Source organism: Thalassotalea ponticola (genome assembly GCF_041379045.1).
Classification (GTDB): Bacteria; Pseudomonadota; Gammaproteobacteria; order Enterobacterales; family Alteromonadaceae; genus Thalassotalea_A; species Thalassotalea_A ponticola.
This window is the reverse complement of the sequence record NZ_CP166871.1, coordinates 3,260,837-3,282,354: the sequence shown is the minus strand read 5'-3', so window position 1 is coordinate 3,282,354 and position 21,518 is coordinate 3,260,837. Positions and strand designations below refer to the sequence as shown.

16 protein-coding genes are annotated in these 21,518 nt (G+C 42.9%); 14 read left to right on the top strand and 2 right to left on the bottom strand.

What is annotated here, in order from left to right; all coding sequences use genetic code 11:
• Nucleotides 1-108: 108 nt before the first annotated feature.
• The 8 genes from ACAY30_RS14465 (at nt 109) to ACAY30_RS14430 (ending at nt 6,775) form a co-directional block, all read left to right on the top strand.
• The gene (locus ACAY30_RS14465; protein WP_290251799.1) at nt 109-1,023 is read left to right on the top strand and encodes a hydrogen peroxide-inducible genes activator; all 915 of its coding nucleotides are present in this window, start codon (nt 109-111) and stop codon (nt 1,021-1,023) included.
• A gap of 129 nt (nt 1,024-1,152) precedes the next feature.
• A complete protein-coding gene (locus ACAY30_RS14460) occupies nt 1,153-1,626 on the top strand; it encodes a peroxiredoxin (RefSeq protein WP_290251800.1) in 474 nt (157 codons plus the stop codon).
• Between the two features lie 34 nt (nt 1,627-1,660).
• Nucleotides 1,661-2,191: a non-heme ferritin gene (ftnA, locus tag ACAY30_RS14455; RefSeq protein ID WP_290251801.1), complete on the top strand. Its 531-nt coding sequence runs from the start codon at nt 1,661-1,663 to the stop codon at nt 2,189-2,191.
• Between the two features lie 306 nt (nt 2,192-2,497).
• Nucleotides 2,498-2,833: a hypothetical protein gene (locus ACAY30_RS14450; protein WP_290251802.1), complete on the top strand. Its 336-nt coding sequence runs from the start codon at nt 2,498-2,500 to the stop codon at nt 2,831-2,833.
• Between the two features lie 557 nt (nt 2,834-3,390).
• Nucleotides 3,391-3,879, top strand: coding sequence for a hypothetical protein (locus tag ACAY30_RS14445; protein WP_290251803.1), 489 nt, complete (start codon nt 3,391-3,393; stop codon nt 3,877-3,879).
• A 159-nt stretch (nt 3,880-4,038) separates the two neighbouring features.
• Nucleotides 4,039-5,859, top strand: coding sequence for a HEAT repeat domain-containing protein (locus tag ACAY30_RS14440; protein WP_290251862.1), 1,821 nt, complete (start codon nt 4,039-4,041; stop codon nt 5,857-5,859).
• Between the two features lie 126 nt (nt 5,860-5,985).
• Nucleotides 5,986-6,387, top strand: coding sequence for a hypothetical protein (locus ACAY30_RS14435; protein WP_290251804.1), 402 nt, complete (start codon nt 5,986-5,988; stop codon nt 6,385-6,387).
• A gap of 25 nt (nt 6,388-6,412) precedes the next feature.
• Nucleotides 6,413-6,775 carry a hypothetical protein gene (locus ACAY30_RS14430; RefSeq protein WP_290251805.1) on the top strand — a complete coding sequence of 121 codons (363 nt, stop codon included), beginning with the start codon at nt 6,413-6,415 and terminating at the stop codon, nt 6,773-6,775.
• Nucleotides 6,776-7,233: 458 nt separating this feature from the next.
• On the opposite strand, the gene ACAY30_RS14425 is transcribed toward ACAY30_RS14430, so the two are convergent.
• The gene (locus ACAY30_RS14425) at nt 7,234-8,430 is read right to left on the bottom strand and encodes an NAD(P)/FAD-dependent oxidoreductase (protein WP_371189939.1); all 1,197 of its coding nucleotides are present in this window, start codon (nt 8,428-8,430) and stop codon (nt 7,234-7,236) included.
• Between the two features lie 245 nt (nt 8,431-8,675).
• Here ACAY30_RS14425 and ACAY30_RS14420 point away from each other — a divergent pair, with 245 nt between their 5' ends.
• The 5 genes from ACAY30_RS14420 to ACAY30_RS14400 all read left to right on the top strand — a co-directional run bounded on the left by ACAY30_RS14420 (nt 8,676) and on the right by ACAY30_RS14400 (nt 19,817).
• On the top strand, nt 8,676-13,172 hold the full coding sequence (locus tag ACAY30_RS14420; protein WP_290251807.1) for an EAL domain-containing protein: 4,497 nt from the start codon (nt 8,676-8,678) through the stop codon (nt 13,170-13,172).
• Nucleotides 13,173-13,317: 145 nt separating this feature from the next.
• Complete coding sequence (locus ACAY30_RS14415; protein ID WP_290251808.1) at nt 13,318-13,545, top strand: hypothetical protein; 228 nt, start codon at nt 13,318-13,320, stop codon at nt 13,543-13,545.
• Between the two features lie 440 nt (nt 13,546-13,985).
• Nucleotides 13,986-15,632: a mechanosensitive ion channel domain-containing protein gene (locus ACAY30_RS14410; RefSeq protein WP_290251809.1), complete on the top strand. Its 1,647-nt coding sequence runs from the start codon at nt 13,986-13,988 to the stop codon at nt 15,630-15,632.
• Nucleotides 15,633-15,698: 66 nt separating this feature from the next.
• Nucleotides 15,699-16,448, top strand: coding sequence for a molybdopterin-synthase adenylyltransferase MoeB (locus ACAY30_RS14405; protein WP_290251810.1), 750 nt, complete (start codon nt 15,699-15,701; stop codon nt 16,446-16,448).
• Between the two features lie 84 nt (nt 16,449-16,532).
• Entirely contained in the window at nt 16,533-19,817 is a 3,285-nt protein-coding gene (locus tag ACAY30_RS14400) for a DUF748 domain-containing protein (RefSeq protein WP_290251811.1), read from the top strand.
• Here the strand turns inward: ACAY30_RS14400 and ACAY30_RS14395 are convergent.
• Nucleotides 19,814-20,290 carry a MarR family winged helix-turn-helix transcriptional regulator gene (locus ACAY30_RS14395; RefSeq protein ID WP_290251812.1) on the bottom strand — a complete coding sequence of 159 codons (477 nt, stop codon included), beginning with the start codon at nt 20,288-20,290 and terminating at the stop codon, nt 19,814-19,816. The genes ACAY30_RS14400 and ACAY30_RS14395 overlap by 4 nt on opposite strands.
• 137 nt (nt 20,291-20,427) lie before the next feature.
• On the opposite strand from ACAY30_RS14395, the gene hppD reads away from it, so the two are divergent.
• On the top strand, nt 20,428-21,516 hold the full coding sequence (hppD, locus tag ACAY30_RS14390; protein WP_290251813.1) for a 4-hydroxyphenylpyruvate dioxygenase: 1,089 nt from the start codon (nt 20,428-20,430) through the stop codon (nt 21,514-21,516).
• Nucleotides 21,517-21,518 lie beyond the last annotated feature (2 nt).

Sequence of the window (21,518 nt, the reverse complement as noted above, 5' to 3'; positions counted from 1 at the left end):
AGTTAGTTTGATAAGTATAATTGAATCAATCTATAATTATGTTCATAAAAATTGAATTACTAAGCGGTTGTCGACCAATAGGTCAATAACAACGAGAAGAGTTAAACCATGGTGACGTTAAAACAAATTCAATACGCCTTAGCGGTAGATAAAACTCGGCACTTTAAAAACGCCGCACTGGCGTGTCACGTATCACAATCAGCGCTGAGTACAGCCATTAGTGAGTTAGAGAAACATTTGGGTGTGCAACTGTTTGAGCGCAACAACAAGCAAGTGTTGGTGACCGCCTTTGGCCGTGAGTTTTTAACCAAAGCGCGTCAAATTCAGGTTCAAATAGATGAATTAGAGCAGTTAACAGCGGTCAATAAATCGCCCTTGTCTGCACCTATGGCAATTGGCGTTATCCCGACAATTGGGCCGTACTTGTTACCTAAGGTATTGCCAGCGCTGCGTGAGCAGTATCCTGAGTTTAAATTAAAAATTGTTGAAGAACAGTCTCATGTGTTGGTTGATATGGTGCGCAACGGCGAACTTGACAGTGCTATTTTAGCCTTGCCGTATGAGACATCGGGCTTGTTGACCTTTCAGTTTTGGCAAGAAGACTTTTATTGGATCACACACTGCGATAATGTGTCTACGGCAAAACAGCACATATCAAGTGCCGAATTAAAGTTTGAAAAACTGATGCTGTTAAAAGATGGACACTGCTTAAAAGATCACGCGTTAGCGGCTTGCCATTTGCAAGGCTATCACAGTGATGATGAGTTCGATTCGGCCAGTTTGTATACCCTTATTCAAATGGTGGCGGGAAAACTCGGTACCACACTCGTGCCAGAAATGGCATTGTCGCAATTAATCTATCCACAGTCTGAACTGGCGGCACTGCATTTAAGCGAGCCGGGTCCACATCGCAGTATTGCGTTTATTACCCGGGCCAATTATGTTCGCGTTAACGACATCACCCTGCTGCAGCAATTATTTAAAAATGAACTGAACAGTCATGCAAAGTCCACACAGCTATGATACGGTTAATGGATAATCGCACGTACGGTGGCAGCAAAAAAGTGTACGTTGATGAATCTACTTTGCTGTGGATACGTACAATCACCAATTTAGGGCGTGTGAAGCTGCCAGATAACAGAGGAATAAGATATGATTCAAGTCAACGATAAAGTACCAGCTGGTAACTTGGGCCAGATGGTCGATGGCAGTATGGTAAACCATAACACCGATGAGCTGTTCGCCGGTAAAACCACGGTATTATTTGCTGTTCCTGGCGCGTTTACGCCAACGTGCTCAGAAGCTCACTTACCTGGGTTTGTCGTCCATTTTGACGAGTTTAAAGCCCTAGGTGTTGACCAAGTTGCCTGTGTTGCCGTAAACGACGCTTTTGTCATGGATGCATGGGGCAAAAGTCAAAATGCTGAAAATTTATTAATGCTTGCCGATGGTGACGCGAGTTTCCACAAGGCCCTTGGGCTGACCATGGACACAGGCGCGTTTGGCGGAACCCGATCTCAGCGTTATGCTATGGTCATCAAAGATGGTATCGTAAGCAAACTTTTTGTCGAACAACCGAAACAGTTTAGTGTTAGCAGCGCTGAGAACGTGTTAGCTAATTTATAAACAAACTGACATACCAATTAAACAGAGACGTATTATGTTAAAGAAACCTATGATTGAGCAGCTCAACGAGCAAATCAATATGGAATTTTATTCTTCAAACCTGTACTTACAAATGAGTGCATGGTGTGAAGACGCTGGCTTTGAAGGCGCTGCTGCTTTTATGCGCAAGCATGCGATTGAAGAAATGCAGCATATGAACCGCTTGTTTAACTACGTAAGTGAAACCGGTGCAATGCCTATCATTGGTGCCATTGAAGCGCCACCACACGATTTTGAATCACTCGTTGACGTATTCAAAGAAACTTATAAGCACGAATGTTTGATAACCGAACGCATTAACGCGTTAGCGCATACGGCGTTTACTACTCAAGACTATTCAACCTTTAACTTTTTGCAATGGTTTGTGGCAGAACAGCACGAAGAAGAAACTTTATTTAAATCTATTATCGACAAAATTGAATTGGTTGGTAAAGACGGGCACGCTTTATTCTTCGTTGATAAAGACTTGGCTGAAATGGCGAAAAATGGCCCGGTATCGGTAGAGCCACCGGCCGACGGCGCTTAGCTCAAAGCTATAACCTAATAAAACACGAAGTATCGCAGGGCGTTTGTCGCCCTGCCAGTTCAAACCTCATATATGCCCTTCATTAATTGTTGTTAATCACCTTTCAGTGAGTACTAGTGTTAGCTGAAAGCAATGTTTTCATCTAATTTGACAGCAATGCCCGCACAACGTTAATGTCGCATATGTCGTCTTACCCCATTTTCATGGACACACTACAATTGAAAGTAGAGAGGTGTTTATGACCAAAGGCGGAGTTAGAAAACTTTCAACATCACAGGCTACTATTACATCAAGGAAAGGATAATTTTGTATTTCGAGACTGCTCCAAATTTCGATAATTATAGCTTTGAAGAGTTAGTTGATGCTTTCATTCATATAGATGATTCACGATATGAGGAAAGAGCTTTATCGATATTGAAAAGATTAGCTGAAAAACTTAATTTAGAAATCATTGATATTGAAATGGAAAATATTGTAGATAATCCAACTCAATCGTATATTGCACTAAATAGAGGTATGTTTTTTCATGCGCCTAGCCAATTCGTAGATGAAAGCTACACTCACGAGGGGTTAGAGGTAAAAGAAAAATTAGCTCGCCTAAAATTGATACTTAACAAGCCAATAAATAGCGTAGGTTATTGAATACGAAGCAGTGCTGCAAGGCAGCTTAGAGCGATTAAGAGACAGTTTATCTCTAGTGATAATCATCAAAAAAACGTGGAAAATGGAATAATTTCGTATTTCATTAATATTTCCACTTATTACAACTGTTAGGTACATAAGAATACATGGATTTATTTTTTGCTAATTCGATAGTGATATTGTTTTACGTTTTGTTCATAACCTTTGTGGAAAAACGAAATATCATTTCGGCGCAGCCAAGTGCTATTAAAGCAGTCGGTGTTGTTTTAAGCGTGTTAATTGCTTTGTTAGTTATAAGTTTACTTTTTGCGCTTCTAATAGGTGCTTTGTTGCCCGAATTTTATCCCAAGGTGTTCTTATACAAAGCAATATTTGTTACGGTGTTTTTATTCTTATATTGGCCTTTCAAAATGATTAAGGCGCAAATTAATAGAGTAAGTACCTAACAAGGTAATAAAGTAAATCGCCACAAAAAGCGTGGCAACGGACGCGTAAACAGCACGCGCCGCTTATTAAAAACGTTATGTTTTTCGACAGTCTAGCTAGAAATTTAAAGTATGTTTTTAAAATTTGGTTTTAATAAATATCTTCCTGCGTGGGGACTGTTTTATTCTTCATTGTTATTGTTATTCGTAGACTCAGTTTTTTTAGCTGAAACCTACAATGTAGATATTGTTAGCGCCAAAATGATAAGGCACTCTAAAGGGGAGACATGCCACTTGACACTGCGTCTTCAAGGCGACTTGTATACTCGTCAAACTTTAGATAGCGTATGTTGGAAAATTAAATCTCGTGGCTCAGCGTCGTTAACGAAATCCGAATTCCTCGGGCGATGGCTGAGTTTAGATTCACCTAACCTCAAAGGTATTAATCAACCTTTTGACATGTACCACTCTCTTGATTGGCTATGTTTCTTACTATTAATTGTTTGGCCAATTTTATCCCGTTTTGAACTGAAAAATGATTTAAAGTATGTTTACTATGGTGGACTTGGGTTTTTATTTTATTATTCATTGAGTTCATGGCTGTTAGTAGTAAAAACATAACAGATGTTAAAGTCCGAGACTGCTAACGTTTGGCACGTTTGCGTCGGTCGCAGTTATAGCGTAAGTTATTGATTAATAAATGCAGTGGCGAAAGGCTGTTGCGAGCGATTTAGAGCCATTCAGATATAAACTATTTTTGGGACTAACACTTTGAAATTAATGCTTTCGGTGCTTTTACTGGCACTATTGTCGTTTTCTGCGGGTGCAATAGACAAAGATATTGAACCCGATAGCTGCGAAACACCAGAAAAATGCATTGCTAAAATATTTGAAGTATTTGACAGAGATTCGACACCTGGTCAATACCCTTCTATGCCTGAACAAGCAATCATCAAAAAACTAACACTTTTTAAAGACGATGGATTGCCTTTCATTATTAATTTACTGGAAGAAGATAACGAACTTATCGCTCGAATAGGGGCTGTAGCACTTAGAGAGGTTGAGAGTATTGATGAAAAATTCCTGCCCAAAATCATAGCAGGTTTAGATAGGGATATTTCATGGTTAGCACCATCTCTTGCGAAGGTTGGGACTCCAAATGCTGCTGAAGTGGCAGTGAAAAAATATTTAGTATCCAGAAGCGCTCCTCACAATCAAGAAGGCTATGCCGTTCGGCTCTTCGGTCAGAGTGTTTTGCCTTACATTATTAAAGCAATACATTGTGAGTATAAATGTAATGATGATACTTACTACCTATTAGGTAGTGCATTAGAAGATATGGCAGATAATGATAAAACTGAAGCAGCCAAAAAGCTAATAAATGTCGCTTTAGCTCCCTCTGTAGATGAAGAGATAAAAATTGGGGCATTACAAGTTATCAGTTTTCTAGGTGAGGCTGGAAAACTGATAGAGCCACAAATATTAGATTTAAGGAACAATGAACAAAACTTTATCCGTGCCGCTAATGAAGCCTTAATAGGGATTAAGTCAAAGCATGCGGGAGAAATATACGCCAAAGCTCTAGCTGAAGGTGCTGATATTTATATTCTTAGGGATATAGCTGAATTGGGTCAGAATGCTGTTGGGGCTGGGGCCGCAGTAACTCAGTTACTTGATAGCGATGATATGGACGTTAAGCTCTTTGCGGCGAGAACAATAGGCTACATTGGATATAAAAACGCTGAGCACAAATTAGTTACATTGCTGAATGATAAAACTGATGTTCAAATAAATTTTGTAGCAGCTGAATCGCTTGGGCGAATAAAATCAAAAGACGCACTGAGTTCGCTTAAAGTGGTTGCAGAAAATCATTGGTATCCGGCCGTAAGGAGTGCAGCTCTAAAAGCGATAGAACATATAGGCAATGGGCAAGCTTACGAGAGTGAATTTCATAGAAAGAACTTTGCTTTTGAGTATTTCCACTTTCAACATATGGACATTAAAGCTTGCGATGAAGTTACTTTAGAAACCGTTGCTGAGCCGGCGTCTCAAAAGCTTTACTCACAAAATGCGTCTGAGCAACTTGAAAAGTTAACATATAAATCCGTTATTTTAAGTTATGGTGCCAGTGATGAAGAACAACAAAAAGCTGATAACCCAGGCGGCATCATTGAAGTTAATTCTCATAATATTATTGAACATAGGCAGGAGATTGTTCAAGTACCACGAGTAGCATTAAAAGTAGCTAATGGTTGGCTTGTTGGAAGCGATAGAGGTGAGTGGGGCGGAGAGTTAGTCCATATCGCCGATGATGGAGAGCAGACTAACTTATTAGATGAAAATATAGAAGATATCTACAAATTAGGGGAACGTTACATCGCAACAACAGGTTTAGCACACCTTACTATGAACGATGGACTGATCTATGAATTGCATGTAGATGGTAGGGGAAACTGGAAAAGCAAACCTTGGCTTAGATTACCTGGTTCAGCTTACTCATCTTGGTTTGTGGAAACAGGAGAGTTGCTTATCAATACTAGTGGTGGCGGAAGTTTATTATTGTCTGAAACGGGCAGCTTTAGAATGGCTACGTGTAAATAATTCGATGCCGCTGGCACATTTGCGCATGTCGGTTAAATAGCGTAAGTTATTGATTCATAGTGAGTAGCGAACGGCTGCCGTGAGCGAGCAACGGACGTTGAAACAACAATATAATACTTATATGACATGAGAAAAATCACCGTCTATTTATTGCTTTTAGTATGTTTTGCACCAGTAACCTTCTTTTTAATATTAGGTTTGCGGTTGGTTCCATATATGCTGGCATCGGTAATAGGATTTGAAGTTGATGGTATTATTGTTTTACTGACTTTCTTAGGCGGTTGTATTGGTCTCTACTCTGTAATGTTCTCAGTAAATATTCCTTTGGGATATAACTTAACTAAAGCTCAAATAAAGTTTGCTAGAGTTGGCCTAATACTTGGCGCAGTAGCGGTTATTCAGTGTTATATCTTGCTAGGAACACCTACAAATCTATCACCAGTCTTTGTACTACCCTTGGTCGCGGCGATTGTTTTATTTGGTTATACCTTTAAAGGCTTAACTAATAACATAGGGAAGAGCGATTAAAAGCCACTAGGTTGGTCCAAATTATATGAATCTTAAAGTTTTACTTATATCCTTTTTATTATTCAACTCTGATGCGTTGCTCGCTACAGAATTATGTGACTCTAAGTCAAATAAGTGCTCTCAAACAGGTAGCGGGGCGGCATGGCTATTATCGATTTTTGAAAGTTCCCTAGATATATGCCCTTCCTCTGAAGAAATTAAGTATTGGCTAAAAGAAAATAAATGGCTGATTGATAAAGTTAAATCAGAAGAGCCTGAATACCCTTATATGCTAGAGATGCAATCCAAAATCTTTTGGAAAGTTGGTGTCCCCGAAATACACATCAATTGCGATAAAGTAAAAGAACTGATTCGCAAAGAGCACCCTTTAAACTCTTCCTTAAGGTAGATTATTTATCTGATTCTAATATACGTGAAGGTCGGCTATTGGCACAAAGCTGCCGGTCAAGGCACATCGAAATTGAAGGAGATCCCATCCAAAAGCATGATGGGATGACGCTGAATTGTTTCTAATTATGTGAGCGACTTTGAATGGCACAAAGCTGCCGGTCAAACCACATCGAAACTGAAGGAGATTCCATCTAAAAACATGATGGAATGACGATGTTCTTTTTCTGATATTGTGACTGACTCTGATGGCACAACTCAGCCGTACAGAATCAACTCGGAACTGGATGACATCTTATCTTTGGCAACCGCTACATGCATTGATCTTCGTCCTGCATCCTTGCAGTCGAAAAACATGATGGGATGACGGCTTTGTTTGTCTGCTTTATTGAATGACGATGAGTTATATGTGCTACGCTAATGGAAAAATACTCAAACTTTTTTGTCGCTAAACATCAGCTATGCGTGTTGACCGGCAACGTAACCAGAGCTCCACGCCCACTGAAAGTTGTAGCCCCCTAACCAACCGGTGACATCCATAGCTTCGCCAATAAAATACAGGCCAGGGCATGTTTTCACTTCCATGGTTTTGGATGATAAATGATCGGTGTTTACCCCACCTAGTGTTACTTCGGCCGTGCGATAGCCTTCGGTACCCGATGGCTTAACGGTCCAGTTGTGAATAGTATCCACTAGCCTGGCTTGTTGCTTGTGATTAAGTTGTTTAATCGGTACGTTATCTAAACCAATAAGTGGTAATAGCTTTTCGACAAATCGCTTAGCAAAGTTCACATTCAATAGGTTTTTAAGAGATACATTAGGTTGCTCTTGCAAGGCATTACTCAGCACTTCACTAAAGTCCCCATTGGGATAAAGGTCTATATTTATGTCATCGCCGGGTTGCCAATAAGATGATATTTGCAGTACCGCAGGTCCCGAAAGACCGCGATGGGTAATCAGCATATCCTCGCTAAATGCCATGTTGTTGGCACTGATACGGGTAGGCATTGAAACACCTGAAACCTCCGCCAAGGGGGTTTTTAATTCAGGTAGTAAGGTAAACGGTACCAAGCCGGCGCGGGTAGGTAGCACTTGTAAGCCAAATTGTTCGGCAATTTTATAGGCAAATGGCGTTGCGCCAAGTTTAGGCATTGATAGACCGCCTGTGGCGATAACCAAGCTTTCACAATCAAAATCCGCTTTGCTGGTGTTAATGTGATACTGGTTGTCATCGCGCTTTTCAACAGCCAAAATCTCGGTTTGATAGCTAAACGACACCTGATGTTGTTCACACTCACTAACCAACATGGCGACAATGTCTTTAGCGCTATCGTCGCAAAATAATTGGCCTAACGTTTTTTCGTGGTAGGCAATATTGTAGCGTTCAACCAGCGCAATAAAATCCCACTGGGTGTATTGACTCAGCGCCGATTTACAAAAGTGCGGGTTATTACACAAGTACTTTTCCGGCTCGATGTAGTAGTTAGTGAAGTTACAGCGACCACCGCCGGAAATCAAAATCTTTTTACCCGGGCGTTTGGCGTGATCAACAACCAATACGCGACGACCGCGTTTCGCTGCTGTGGCCGCACAAAACAATCCAGCGGCGCCTGCGCCGATAACTACAACATCAAATTTCAACTGACTAAACCTCATAGTAAAAAGTAACTGTATTATATCACTGCCAGTGTTGTAACTTGGTGTTTAAATGTAAATATATTGCTGTGAAGTGGCATTGATCTTTTGCTAATGCTATGTACTTAAAGTCTTTTCATCATCGCGCAAGTTGTTTACACTGGAATAACCCGAATGGTTTATTGTTGATTAGCAGTCGCCAAGCAACGTTTTTAGCTAATGTCATAACAAACCACGATCAACCGCTTTGATAAAAAGACTAATAAATGGCTCAGCATACCTTATCTTATAAGCAGACATGGACCGTATTGTTCGTTCTCTTTCTGTTATTTTCTTTTAGCGTGTCGGCTAGCCAGTACAGTTTCAAAGTGGAGCAGGTATCGCATAACAAAGGCTTATCTCAAAGCACCATTTACTCCATTACCCAAGATGACCTCGGCCACCTTTGGCTCGGTTCTCGCGATGGGTTAAATCGCTACGACGGCTACCAGGTGACTCAGTATCGACATCAATCAGGTAATAGCCAAACAATTCCCAACAATGTAATTCGCGAGCTGTATACCGACCGCCTGGGCTCTATCTGGGTTGGTACGATGCTAGGCTTGAGTCGTTATAACGAGCAAACCGATAGCTTTGACAACAATTTCACAGAATTTGACGGCAAGGCAATTTGGTCAATATCAGAGAACAATCGAGGTCAATTACTGGTGACCACCGACGACAGCTTGTATATCAGAGAAGATGGTCGTTTTAGCAAGGTTGAACTGGGCAATCAAACAGCGCTAAGTGAAATTAAGTTTGTATATCAAGACAGCGAACAAAACTACTGGCTCGGTACCTTTGACAGTGGCTTGTACATGGCGGACGCGCACTTTAATTTTTTGCAAAAAGCCGATGGCAATAACAGGTGGTTATTAGATATTGATGCGCAAGGGATACACGCACTAAAGCGGATTAATAATCAATATTGGCTTGCCACCAATAATGGTATTTACGTTATTTCGCCAAACTACAAAGTGGTCAAACACATCTTGGCACAAGACTACGGTCACCAAACGAAGGTAAATGTGGTGCGTGATATTGCGCCACTTGACGACACCAGTGTTTTACTGGCTACAGAAGGTGGGTTATACGACTTTGATTTGCTCAGTAATCAATTAACGGCTGTTAATGCCGGCGATATACATTCAAGGGCGATTAATGTTGAAACGGTTTATGACTTATACACTGACACATCAGGTGCTATTTGGGCGGCGAGTTTACACAACGGGGTGATGAAATATCACCCGTCATTTACCTTGTTTTCTCATCATTTGGTTAATGACCAAGACAACCGTCACAGCGTACAAAGCTTTACCGAATTGGCAGATGGGCAAATATGGGTCGCTACTGATTTCACCGGTTTGTTTTATGTCGATGAACCCTCAGGCCAAGTCACTCGGGCCCCTGTCGAAATCAACGAGCGCATCATTGATATCTTTAGCGATGCAAACAATCATATTTGGATGATAACCGATAACGACCAGTTGTGGGTTTACGATCCCGTGACTCAGTCGTTAACGCACAATACCGAGTTTACTCAACATCTGCGCGAAGTGAACGGCTCTGCGCACTTTTACTTTGTCACCACCGACTCAAATATTTGGTTTGGTTCTGACCACGGTCGAATTTACCGCTTTTCAACGGTAGACAACCAGCTTCACTCTTATAAGATGCCGTCCTCGGGTAGTCACTTTTACCCTGTTGGACGCGCTGAAGAGCGCAGTATTTGGGTTAAAAGCGCGCTAGGTAAGTTGTTCAAATACGATGTGGTCAAAGACGCGTTTAGTTTGTTTTACATGCCAGAGACCACACCTATTGCCGATCTTTTTATTACTGATGTGGTTGAGTCGAAACACCACTTGTGGTTTGCAACGTGGGATTCAGGGGTGATTGGCTATCACAAAGAATCAAAGCAGTTCTCGGTCTATAACGAGCAAAATGGATTAAAGAATAATTTTATTGCTAAGTTACTGGTGGTTGACGACAGCGTCTGGGTTAGCACCAATAAAGGGATTAGCAAGATTGAAGTTGAGACCTCGACGGTCAGTAACTACGACACGACGTTTGGCTTGCAAGGCAGTGAATTTAATTCTGGAGCGGGATTTAAATCTAGCCAAGACAAGTTGTACTTCGGCGGTCTTAATGGCTTTAATAGTTTCTACAGTCAAGATATCGCTATCGCACAAGAGGTAATCAACAAACCGATTTTAACGGAACTTTATATCGCTAATGAATTGGTTCAAATTGGCGATAAGCCAGACGAACAATCGAGAGTCATCTTAACAAGTCCGTTGCACAACCAACCAGCGATAACACTTGACTACAAGCAATCGCCGATCAGTATCGACTTTGTCTCACCTAATCCAATGTCGGCACAGCGCATCAAGTATCGTTACCGCTTAGTTGGCAATGACTCTCAATGGTTTACCACTGACGCCACTAACCGTCGTGCAACGTACACTAATTTATCCGACGGTCATTACACTTTTGAACTGCAGGCGTTTAGTCCGTCAACGGGGCGTGAATACAACGCAGAGCCGCTGTACATCCAAGTATTACCACCGTTTTGGAAATCAAAGAACGCAATTTTGATGTATGCGCTTTTCTGTCTACTTATTGTTTACGTTCTGTATAGACAAGCAAAGCAAAAGCAACGAGTCAATTTACAAATCAGACAATCCGAAGAGCGGTTAAAGCTGGCGCTGTGGGGTTCAGGCGATGAAATGTGGGATTGGGATATCGCCAACAATAAAATGTATCGCTCCAACATCTGGCACCGGCTTCCCAACCGCGCCCAGATCGACACCCATCAAGAACATCAACAAAACATTCATCCAAATGACTTTGTTCGGGTGCGCCAAGCATTGCAAAAGCACAAGGCTGGTGAAACGCCGTATTACGAGGAATCATATCGAATTAAAGGTGGAGATAACGAGTGGTTATGGGTACTTGACCGAGGCAAAATTGTAGAAAAAGACCACTTGGGTAATCCGTTGCGAATGGCGGGAACCATTAAAGATATTAGCCAAACCAAAGCCAATGAGGCGCGCCTTAAATTATTGGCCAAAAGTATTGAAAGTATTACTGATGCGGTGGTTATTTGGGATACCGAATTTCAATTGATTGACTGCAATCTGGCATTTGAGTCCATAATTGGGGCCGATAAATCAGCCATATTAGGCACACCTCTAGCCAATTACATCAGAAAAGAGCGCTTTACCAATAACATTCGACGCGTACTTGAACTGCAAGGTTCGTGGGTTGGTGAGCTCACCGCACATAAAGCGGATAATAGCTTGTGCCTAATAGATATTACCTTCGACGTTATCAAAGACGACAACGATCAAATATCGCACTATGTTGCCGTATTTGCCGATATCACTGAGAAAAAACGCGTCGCTGAAGAACTTGATAAAGCAACACACTTAGACACGCTTACCGGTTTGTCTAACCGAGCGTTGTTCCTTAAAGAGCACCAACAGTTAGTTGCCCAGGACGTTGCCCACGCTTTGGTGGTGTGTGATTTGGATAACTTTAAACGCATTAATGACTCTCTCGGTCATCACTTTGGCGACTTGTTATTATGTGGCTTAACTGAGCGCATTCGATTTGTTGAGGGAGTAAACAACAATTGCTACCGCTTAGGCGGAGATGAGTTTGCCTTTTTAATAACCACGACCGATATCCATAAAATTACCAGCTTTGCGAAAAATGTACTCGATACCGTTGCCGAACCTTTATTTGTGCAAAAGCACGAAATATTCTTATCGGGTTCTGTGGGTATTGTGCTCTACCCAGATGATGGCCAAACCTCAACCGACTTGCTGAAAAAAGCCGATACCGCAATGTACCACGCCAAAAGCTCTGGTGGCAGTAGCTATCAATTCTTTAACGATTCAATGAACCAAGCAGCGGTGAAGCGATTGCAGGTTGAAGGCTTAATTCAACACGGCTTGAAAGAAGACTTATTTAGCGTTTTCTATCAGCCTAAAATCGACATTCCAACAGGCAAAATTGCCGGAATGGAAGCGCTCGTTCGTTTTCAGGCCGGTAGCCAAGGAGTCATTAGCCCAGATGTATTTATCCCAATTGCTGAAGAAACAGGGCAAATCATCGATATTGGCAACGTGGTACTGAAAAAGGCCTGCAAACAAACTAAAAAGTGGATTGATAACGGTCTGTTTTCAGGACGAGTCGCAGTCAATTTATCGGCAGTCCAATTTAATCAACCGAACTTGTTGCGCATCATCAGTGACGTATTAAGCGATACCGGCTTACCTCCTCGTCATTTAGAGCTGGAAATCACTGAAGGGATGATGATGAGCTCACCTGAGTCAGCTATTGCGACGCTGACTAAGTTAAAAGCCATGGGGATTAGTCTGGCCTTAGATGACTTTGGTACCGGTTATTCTTCGCTGGCTTATTTACAGCAATTCCCGCTCGATTCGCTGAAAATAGATAAAACGTTTATTCGCGATATGCACACCTCGCAAAAGGGCCATAACCTAGTGCGCAGCATTGTCGACATCGCTCATACACTTGAACTGAAAGTTGTTGCTGAAGGGGTGGAAACCGAATCGGAACTGAATAAGTTGAAGCAGATGAACTGTGACGAACTGCAAGGGTATTTGTATTCGAGACCGTTACCCAGCGACGAGTTTGATAATTATTTGCTGTCGCATATGATTTCAAGCAACAGCGCCAAATTTGCTGATCGTTAGTTGGTTTAGCGGTGGTGTTGATCACGGTTAGGCCGAGAGCACCTTCGTTTTAACTACTTGATTTGGGTGTCGAGGTAAAGTTGGCATAGTTACTGCAGGGTGATTGTTAGATTTATACAAAAATAACAATCCCTTGGAGTTCACTATGTTAAGTTCTATTTTATTCTCTGCACTTATGGCTACGTCACCTGTACAAGGCGATGCTGTCGACGCAACCGAGTCTCGCGTAAAAATCCGTATTCAGCCAGAGCTAAGCCGCGTAAAAATCCGCATTAAGCCAGAGCTAAGCCGTGTAAAAATCCGCATTAAGCCTGAGCAAAATGATACTCAGCAGCTTGATGTTGAGCAAACTCGCGTAAAAATCCGCATATAGTCGACAGGAGGATCTATGTTAGCACTTCTTCAGTCACTGTTTAAAAAGCCAGTTAATAAAGTTGAAGTTGAGTTAGGGCTATACGAAATGCCTGCCGACAACTGGTGGCGCTAAGCACTAAGCACTCAACCGAACGTAAAAAAAGCACCGTTACTCGCTCTTAAAGATGCGAATACCGGTGCTTTTTTATTGGTTAATTACTTTATCGCGTATACCGATATGCTGTGGATACGGCAGTGTTTTGCCTCTTGCTTGTGGTTTTGTGGCAAAGGTTTGCCGTTTTATCAATAGCCATCTTTAGTCAACCAGCATCTGTAATGTGAAATATTGCCGTTTTGCTATGGTTAATATATATGCTTGATTAACTATTTTACACGATGACATCACTTCCCTTTTTACGATATACACTGATCGCGCTGTCATGCACATGGCTCGCCGCCATGCTGTCAGTCGCTCAAGCATCAAATGCGGACGCTCAAGACGCTAATGTTGAGCAAAAATTACAGCAAACTCTAACCGAAATTGCTGATTATCAAGAGCTTATCGAACAGATCGAAACCGAGCGTGATGATACCCTTGGATATCAAAAGCGGGCGTTGGCAAAGCAGCGGCAAAGCACGTTAACTCGCTATCGCAACTTGCTATTGCAATATCTCGATGAAGTCTATGCCAATAAAGACCAACCATTCATTAAATCCTATCGTCAGTCAGCGCGGGAGCTGGTTGAGAAGGCTCTGGTCGATATATACGCGGATATCGACAGTAGCGATAAATCGGTACGCGAACTGGAAGAAAAAATAGCGACAGCGCGACAAAGCATTTTTACCGTCAACGCAGGCCCGGCAAAAGACCGGGTAGAGCAAATGAATTGGCGGTTAAACCTCGCCCGTCGTTACCAAGAAGAACTGTATTACGCGCTGGTTTACTTAACCAAAAAGTCGGCGTTCCTCGACGTAGATAATCAACGTCCACTATTGCTAGCTAAGGAGCGAGTTCGCAAGCAGGCCGACACACTAGCCGGTTTAATTGGTTTAAACGAAGACAAGCTGATGAAGTTACAAAAGCAAAAAGCGGTGGTGCGCACGGAGTCGGAAACCGGCAAAAAACTGATTTCACAAACGGCGCTGCTCAATTTAGAAATTCAAGAGTACGCCAATCGATTACAGCAACAAGTTACGTTATTGGAAGATCTTGACTTGTCGGCGGCGCTCTATAAGAAGACGGTAATTCAAGCCCGAAATACGCTAAGTGAAGAGGTCCTCGACGGACAAGTATTGGCACACCTTGTTACCGAGTGGTGGATTAACTTTAAAACTTGGCTACGGCGTCAAGCGCCCAGTATCATTGGTAGCGCGATAACCTTTATCGGTATCTTTGTTATTGCTGGCCTGCTGGCAAAGCTCGTGCGCTATATTGTCAGTGCTAGTCTCAAACGCAGTCGCCCTAATATGTCAGAATTAGCGCGCAAGTTTTTAATCGTCAGCTCTGGTCGATTGATTTTATTACTCGGTTTATTGTATGCATTGGCTCAACTGGGACTGCAAATAGGTCCATTACTTGCTGGTTTGGGGATTATGGGTTTTGTCATTGGTTTTGCCCTTCAAGAAACGCTGGCCAATTTTGCCTCAGGTCTGATGATTCTCATTTATCGCCCTTATGATGTTGGCGACAAAATTCGGGTTGCTGGGCTCGAAGGTCGTGTGCGAGAGATGACGTTAGTAACAACAACCATATTTACTTCGGCCAACCACCATTTGACCGTGCCCAATAACACCATTTGGAAAGACATCATCCACAATGTGACCTCGGAACCTCACGTGCGCTTGGATTTATTTTTTACTGCCCCTTATGCCTGTGATTCAAAAGCTATATTGGCGGCTATCTCTGAGGAGCTCGATAAAAGTGAGGTTGTAGAGCAGGATCGCGATAAACATGCTAGGGTGTATGAGCTAGGCGAATCAGAAGTAAAATATATCGCCCGTTTTTGGGTGCGCTCTAGTGAAATCGATGAAGCCAAATGGTCGATATCAGAAGCGGTAAAACAGCGATTTGATCAATTGGGCATCAGTGAAAACAAAAAAGAATAGCCGGCTAAGCGAGGTGGTTAAGCGATAACAATAACCTCGATTTAGCGATGTTGTGAGGGGAAAAACGTGAGTTTGTCAGATCGGGAATTCATCCGTTTTAATCGACATATCATGGTCGAACAAATCGGCGAGCAAGGTCAGTTGTCATTTAAACAAGCGCGTGTTGTGGTCGTCGGTATGGGCGGTTTAGGCTGTCCTGCCGCACAATATTTAGCCACCGCTGGTGTAGGGCGATTAACCATTGTCGACAACGATACCATCGAGTTATCTAACCTTCAGCGGCAAATCCTATACAGCGACTTTGACATCGGTGAGTCTAAGGTCGAGGTGGCGATGCAGCAGCTGGAAAGTTTAAATCCGCATTGTCATGTAAAGCCCATTTGCGACTCAATACTCAACCTTGATACCGCCTCGTTATTTCGTTCTGCTGACGTTGTTGTTGATTGTACCGATAATGCTGAAGCACGCCAGTACATCAATCGCGCTTGTGTCACTAGCGGCGTAAAATTAGTTAGCGCGGCGGCAATCCAAGGAACGGGTCAATTGTCTAGCTTTGATTTTAGCCAACCGTCGTCACCCTGTTATCAGTGTTTGTATCCGCAATTGACTAATGAGCAGCTAAATTGCGCCAATATGGGGGTTATTGGACCATTACTTGGTGTTATGGGTAGCTTGCAAGCACTTGAAGTTCTGCGATTATTACTTGGGCGCAATGACAACATCGGAAAGTTATTGTTATTCGATGGGCTCGATATGCAATTTCAACAATTCTCGGTAATAAAGCGAGCTGATTGTCCTGTATGTGGGGCGTTATAAACTGACAAAATTGACCTTAATTTCTGGAAATTATGACCGTCTTTAACCCATACTTTATAGACGTCAACAACAACAGGGGTAGCAATGAATATCTGGCTTAAATTACTGATTGCCGTTGCGGTTTTGGCCGGATTATGGGGGGCGTTGTGGTTGTCCAGTGACAGCATTATCAAATATTTGGCCAACCGCTATTTATCGCACCTCAATGCGACGCTGAGTTACCAAACCCTGCGTTTTTCACCGACTGGGTTGTCGGTCGAAGTTGATGAGCTCGTAGTGCATTATCAAGATCAGGTGTTGTTAGAAACCGATCACTTGGCAGCGAATTTAGAAATTCAGTCATTGTTTAGCAACACCATACACCTCAACTACCTCAATGTTGATGGTTTTGTTTTGAATCATCAACAGCTCAAGCCACTAATTGAACAACTCACGAGGCAACCGTCAGCGCCAAAAGATAACGAGCCAACACCCACATCGAGCCAAAGTTATACCATCGATGAAATAGGGGTTAACGGTCGTTTTGTATTCAGCCCTGACCATGCGCCACTGATGGTGCATGCCATAGAAGGGGCGGATGTTGAGTTGAGTGAGCAGGGGTATAAAGCCGAATTTAATATAAATACCAGCTACTTGGACAACGCCCTAGTTGCAGGGGGAGATATCGACGGCACATTAGCTGATTTACTCATTGACATAACCAGCGTTGACAGCCGTGTAATTGCCTCCGATGTGAACGCGATATTATCAGAGCCGTTACCATTAACCCAAGGACAACTATCGCTAGTCGGCCAAGCAAAGATCAGATATCAGCCTGAGCAAATCAACATCACGAGTAAAGATGCGTCACTCGTTCTGCAAAACGGGCAACTCACCAACATCGCCAGTGACCAAGCTGGGGCCAAGATAGTCCTGGGGGTGGCGAAATTACAAACTGAGAATACCAACATAGATATCACTCAAGGTCAGCTCAATGTGCAAACTCAGCTCGCACAGCTGCAAGCCGATAAAGCTCAGGTTAAAAGCCTTCGCGTAGCAGAGCAAAAATCGGTTAACGCAAGTAGCAAAGCACTAGCGCTGACCACGACAGATATGCGTGTGCAACACAGTGATGGTGCGCTTACATTTTTTACGGGCTCTAGCGAGTGGAGCTTGGTGAGTCCTAAGCTTAGATTTCGCGATGTTCGAGCTAACAAAACAGACCACTTTGAGCTGCAACAACTGCAGTTAAAGACCCGCCAAACCAATGTCAGCCTCGCCAGTAATAGTCAACTGAACATTACCAGCGATGCGTCGGCCACGGTTGAGAAATTTATTTGGTCCAACAGCCAAGAAAAACAAAAAACGCAATTGCTGATGATTAACAACGCTGAATTGACGGCAAACGCGATTGCGCATTCGCCAGCACAGCAGCTGGCGATTGACTCGTTAGCGGGCGTTGCCGATATCGTCTTTGCCAAGGACAAGGATCCACTGCAGGTCAAGCAGCTGACATTGACCAATATTGCCTTAAATAAAGACAGTTATCAGGCTCAACTTGATGCGAACCTAGTATACCGACAAAACACGGCAGCTCTTGCCGCTCACGCCAAAGGCAAAGGCAAGTTTGTTGAACTGGGTGCTGATAATGTTGATGCAAGGGTTGACGTTGAAGACATCAATGATTTTTTAACCAATGCGCTGCCGTTGTCGCAAGGCGTTTTCACCGTCAACGGGCAAGCGAAGCTCGTTTACGATGATCAGGGGATTGTTGTTACCAGTGAAAAAAGCGAGGTCAGTTTAACCGAGGGCACTATTGATAACATTTTAAACAAAGAAGACTCGTTCTCAAAAATTGACATTGAAACGGTGCGAGCAGGCTTGTCAGACTTTAATCTGAGCTTTGATCAAAACAACGCATTTCGCCAATTCAGCTCTCGTTTTGATGGTGCAACCCAGAGCTTGCACTGGCTACAAACAGATAAACAAGGCGAGCCAATCGCTAAAATTCTCAGCTTAGAAGGTGCGCAAATTGTCGCGCTGACCTTAGCTCAACAGAACAAAAAACCGATGGTCGTGACCCTTGATAATATCACACTTACCAATGGCTTGTTCTCGCATGTCAATAAAATGAATACCTTGAGCGGTATTGAGAGTTCGGCAATTAAACCGCTACTGGAATTTAACCAATTAAAGTTAGCCAAGCTAAGTTGGAAAGACCGTGATTTACAGGTCGATAATATTGATATTGATGTTAAACACGTTGAATTGTATCGCGATGAACAAAGCAAAATTGCAAACTTAGTCAATATTTTCGCCAGTGAAAATGCACAACCAAAGCAAGGTAAAGCCGCAACCTCAGAAGCTAAAACCACAAGTGGCCAAACAGAAGACTTTTCAATGCATGTAAATCAAGTCCAACTCAGTGGTAAGCCAGAGTTTTTCATTCACGATTACTCACTAACTGAAGTTTTTGAGCAACGTGTTGTGATTGAGCAGTTAACGGTCACCGATATTGATAAAACCACCGATGGTTCGCGTAAGATGCGGACCAAATTTGCGGGGCAAGGGCGATTGGGTAAACGTTCACTCATCTCAATAGAAGGCTCGTTGTTTCCTTTTGCCGAGCGCTTAGACACGCAAGCAAAAGGGCGGCTGGATGGCATCGATCTGAAAAAGTTTACTCCTTATTTAATTGATTCGTCTGGGTTATCAATCGAGCGAGGCCTGTTGTATGCCGATTTTCACTTTGCCGTAGCAAAAGGTTTAATCGATGGTGAAGTGAAAACTCGTATTAACGGCCTTCGCATCAAAGAGCAAAAATCGAGTAATGCATCGGCATCAGGTTTACCTCTGAGTACGGTGGTGGCGCAATTAACTGATGAACAAGGCAATATGAAAGTCACGGTGCCGTTAACGGGCAACGTTGACGACCCCAATTTTGGTCTTGGTGGCTTTATTTCGCTGATCACCACCAAAGCGATAAAAGAAGGGGCGCAGATGTATTTATTACAAACGCTGGTACCGTATGCCGGGGTTGCCAATATCGTGATGATGGCATCTGGTGATTTGTTTAAGATTAAAATTGAAGATTTGCCTTACCAAATAGGGCAAACAGAGCTAACCGATGAACAGCAACCGTTTGTAGATAAGCTCGCCAAGTTATTGAATCAGAGAAAAAAATTACATCTAACCATTTGCCCAGTAGTTATCGGTAATACAGACGATAAAACGGTCGCACATGAGCTGCGCAAAATGGGGCAAAAGCGCACCGAGTTGTTTATTGATGAGCTGATTGATAAGCACAACATTAAGAGCACTCGCCTGATCCCGTGTCGCACCAAAATAAAAGCCAAGAGCAAGCCTAAGTTGACCTTTAAAGCCAATTAATACTCATTCTTTTCGGTCAAATAATCCGTCGCTCGGCTGTTATCGAGCTTGGTGAGTAAATTGGCGAGAAGGCGTTGCTCGTCAGCCGAGAACTCCCTTAGCGCTAAGCGTTGATGCTCTATAGCAATTGGCACCAGTTGCTGATACAAATCCTGTCCTTGTTCAGTGAGTTGCAGATCATACGAACGGCTATCTGTTTTGCTGACCACTTTATCAACTATGTGCTTAGTGAGTAACTTCTTAACCGCTCTTGATACCGACACTTTGTCCATGGCAATGGTTTGGGTTATTTCGACCGCACTGGCCTTTCGTTTTTCACCTAATACAGCAATGATTCGCCATTCACTCACACTAATACCAAATTGCGTTTGGTATTTTTTGGCCAGTGATTGCGATATGCGATTTGCCAACGTCGTCAGCCGGTACGGTAAAAATTGTTGTAAAGATATGGTGCCATTTGTGCAGGTAAACATATTGTCACGCTAATTGAGCATTGCTAGTGAAAAGACTAAACTAGTTTCAAATGTAACTATAATTAGAATAATACGATTTGCACGATATTGCTATAGCTAACGCAAGTTGAGCAAACAACAAGAGATGGAGAGACAGGATGGCTGATTTATTTGACAACCCAATGGGGCTTGATGGCTTTGAATTTGTAGAGTTTTCGGCACCAGAGAAAGGCATTCTTGAGCCGGTTTTTGACAGCATGGGATTCACTCATGTGGCGAATCACAAATCAAAAGATGTGCAATTATGGCGCCAAGGCGATATTAACTTTATTGCCAATTACGAGAAAAAAAGTCATGCCGATTACTATGCGCAAGAGCACGGCCCATCGGCATGTGGCTTGGCATTTCGCGTTAAAGATGCAGCCTATGCTTACAAGCAATGTTTAGCTAAGGGTGCACAACCGGTTGAAGTAGCGACCGGGCCGATGGAATTGCGCTTACCTGCGATTAAAGGCATCGGTGGTGCAACGTTGTACTTAATCGATCGCTATCAAGGTAACAATACCATTTACGACATCGATTTTGACTGGATTGAAGGGGTCGATCGCCATCCACAGGGGTGTGGCTTCCACACGCTGGACCACCTTACTCACAACGTGTACCGCGGCCGCATGGATTATTGGGCTTCATACTACGAAAACTTATTTAACTTCCGCGAAATTCGCTACTTTGATATTAAGGGTGAGTACACGGGCTTATTGTCTAAGGCGATGACCGCACCTGACGGCAAGATTCGCATTCCACTGAACGAAGAAGCAGCAGGTGGCGGTGGCCAAATTGAAGAATTCCTAATGAAGTACAATGGTGAAGGTATCCAACACATTGCTTTTGCTTGTGATGATATCATCGCGTGTTGGGATAAGTTAAAAGCGCGTGGTATCAAGTTTATGACAGCGCCTCCGAGCACCTATTACGATATGTTGGAAGAGCGTTTACCTGGTCATGGAGAGCCAGTAGACGAGTTGCAAACTCGAGGTATCTTACTTGATGGTAGCACCGAAGGTGGCCAACCTAGATTGTTATTGCAAATCTTCTCTGATACCTTGCTTGGTCCAGTGTTTTTTGAATTTATTCAACGCAAAGAAGATGAAGGCTTTGGCGAAGGTAACTTTAAAGCACTGTTTGAATCTATTGAACGCGACCAATTGGAGCGCGGCGTGATCAAAGACGAAGCGAAGCAGGCTTAGGG

What these genes read in the sequence shown, in the direction of transcription:
- ACAY30_RS14465 (WP_290251799.1), top strand. Translation starts at nt 109, where the DNA reads ATGGTGACGTTAAAACAAATTCAATACGCCTTAGCGGTAGATAAAACT.
- ACAY30_RS14460 (WP_290251800.1), top strand. Translation starts at nt 1,153, where the DNA reads ATGATTCAAGTCAACGATAAAGTACCAGCTGGTAACTTGGGCCAGATG.
- ftnA (WP_290251801.1), top strand. Translation starts at nt 1,661, where the DNA reads ATGTTAAAGAAACCTATGATTGAGCAGCTCAACGAGCAAATCAATATG.
- ACAY30_RS14445 (WP_290251803.1), top strand. Translation starts at nt 3,391, where the DNA reads ATGTTTTTAAAATTTGGTTTTAATAAATATCTTCCTGCGTGGGGACTG.
- ACAY30_RS14440 (WP_290251862.1), top strand. Translation starts at nt 4,039, where the DNA reads ATGCTTTCGGTGCTTTTACTGGCACTATTGTCGTTTTCTGCGGGTGCA.
- ACAY30_RS14435 (WP_290251804.1), top strand. Translation starts at nt 5,986, where the DNA reads ATGAGAAAAATCACCGTCTATTTATTGCTTTTAGTATGTTTTGCACCA.
- ACAY30_RS14430 (WP_290251805.1), top strand. Translation starts at nt 6,413, where the DNA reads ATGAATCTTAAAGTTTTACTTATATCCTTTTTATTATTCAACTCTGAT.
- ACAY30_RS14425 (WP_371189939.1), bottom strand. Translation starts at nt 8,430, where the DNA reads ATGAGGTTTAGTCAGTTGAAATTTGATGTTGTAGTTATCGGCGCAGGC.
- ACAY30_RS14420 (WP_290251807.1), top strand. Translation starts at nt 8,676, where the DNA reads ATGGCTCAGCATACCTTATCTTATAAGCAGACATGGACCGTATTGTTC.
- ACAY30_RS14415 (WP_290251808.1), top strand. Translation starts at nt 13,318, where the DNA reads ATGTTAAGTTCTATTTTATTCTCTGCACTTATGGCTACGTCACCTGTA.
- ACAY30_RS14410 (WP_290251809.1), top strand. Translation starts at nt 13,986, where the DNA reads ATGCTGTCAGTCGCTCAAGCATCAAATGCGGACGCTCAAGACGCTAAT.
- ACAY30_RS14400 (WP_290251811.1), top strand. Translation starts at nt 16,533, where the DNA reads ATGAATATCTGGCTTAAATTACTGATTGCCGTTGCGGTTTTGGCCGGA.
- ACAY30_RS14395 (WP_290251812.1), bottom strand. Translation starts at nt 20,290, where the DNA reads ATGTTTACCTGCACAAATGGCACCATATCTTTACAACAATTTTTACCG.
- hppD (WP_290251813.1), top strand. Translation starts at nt 20,428, where the DNA reads ATGGCTGATTTATTTGACAACCCAATGGGGCTTGATGGCTTTGAATTT.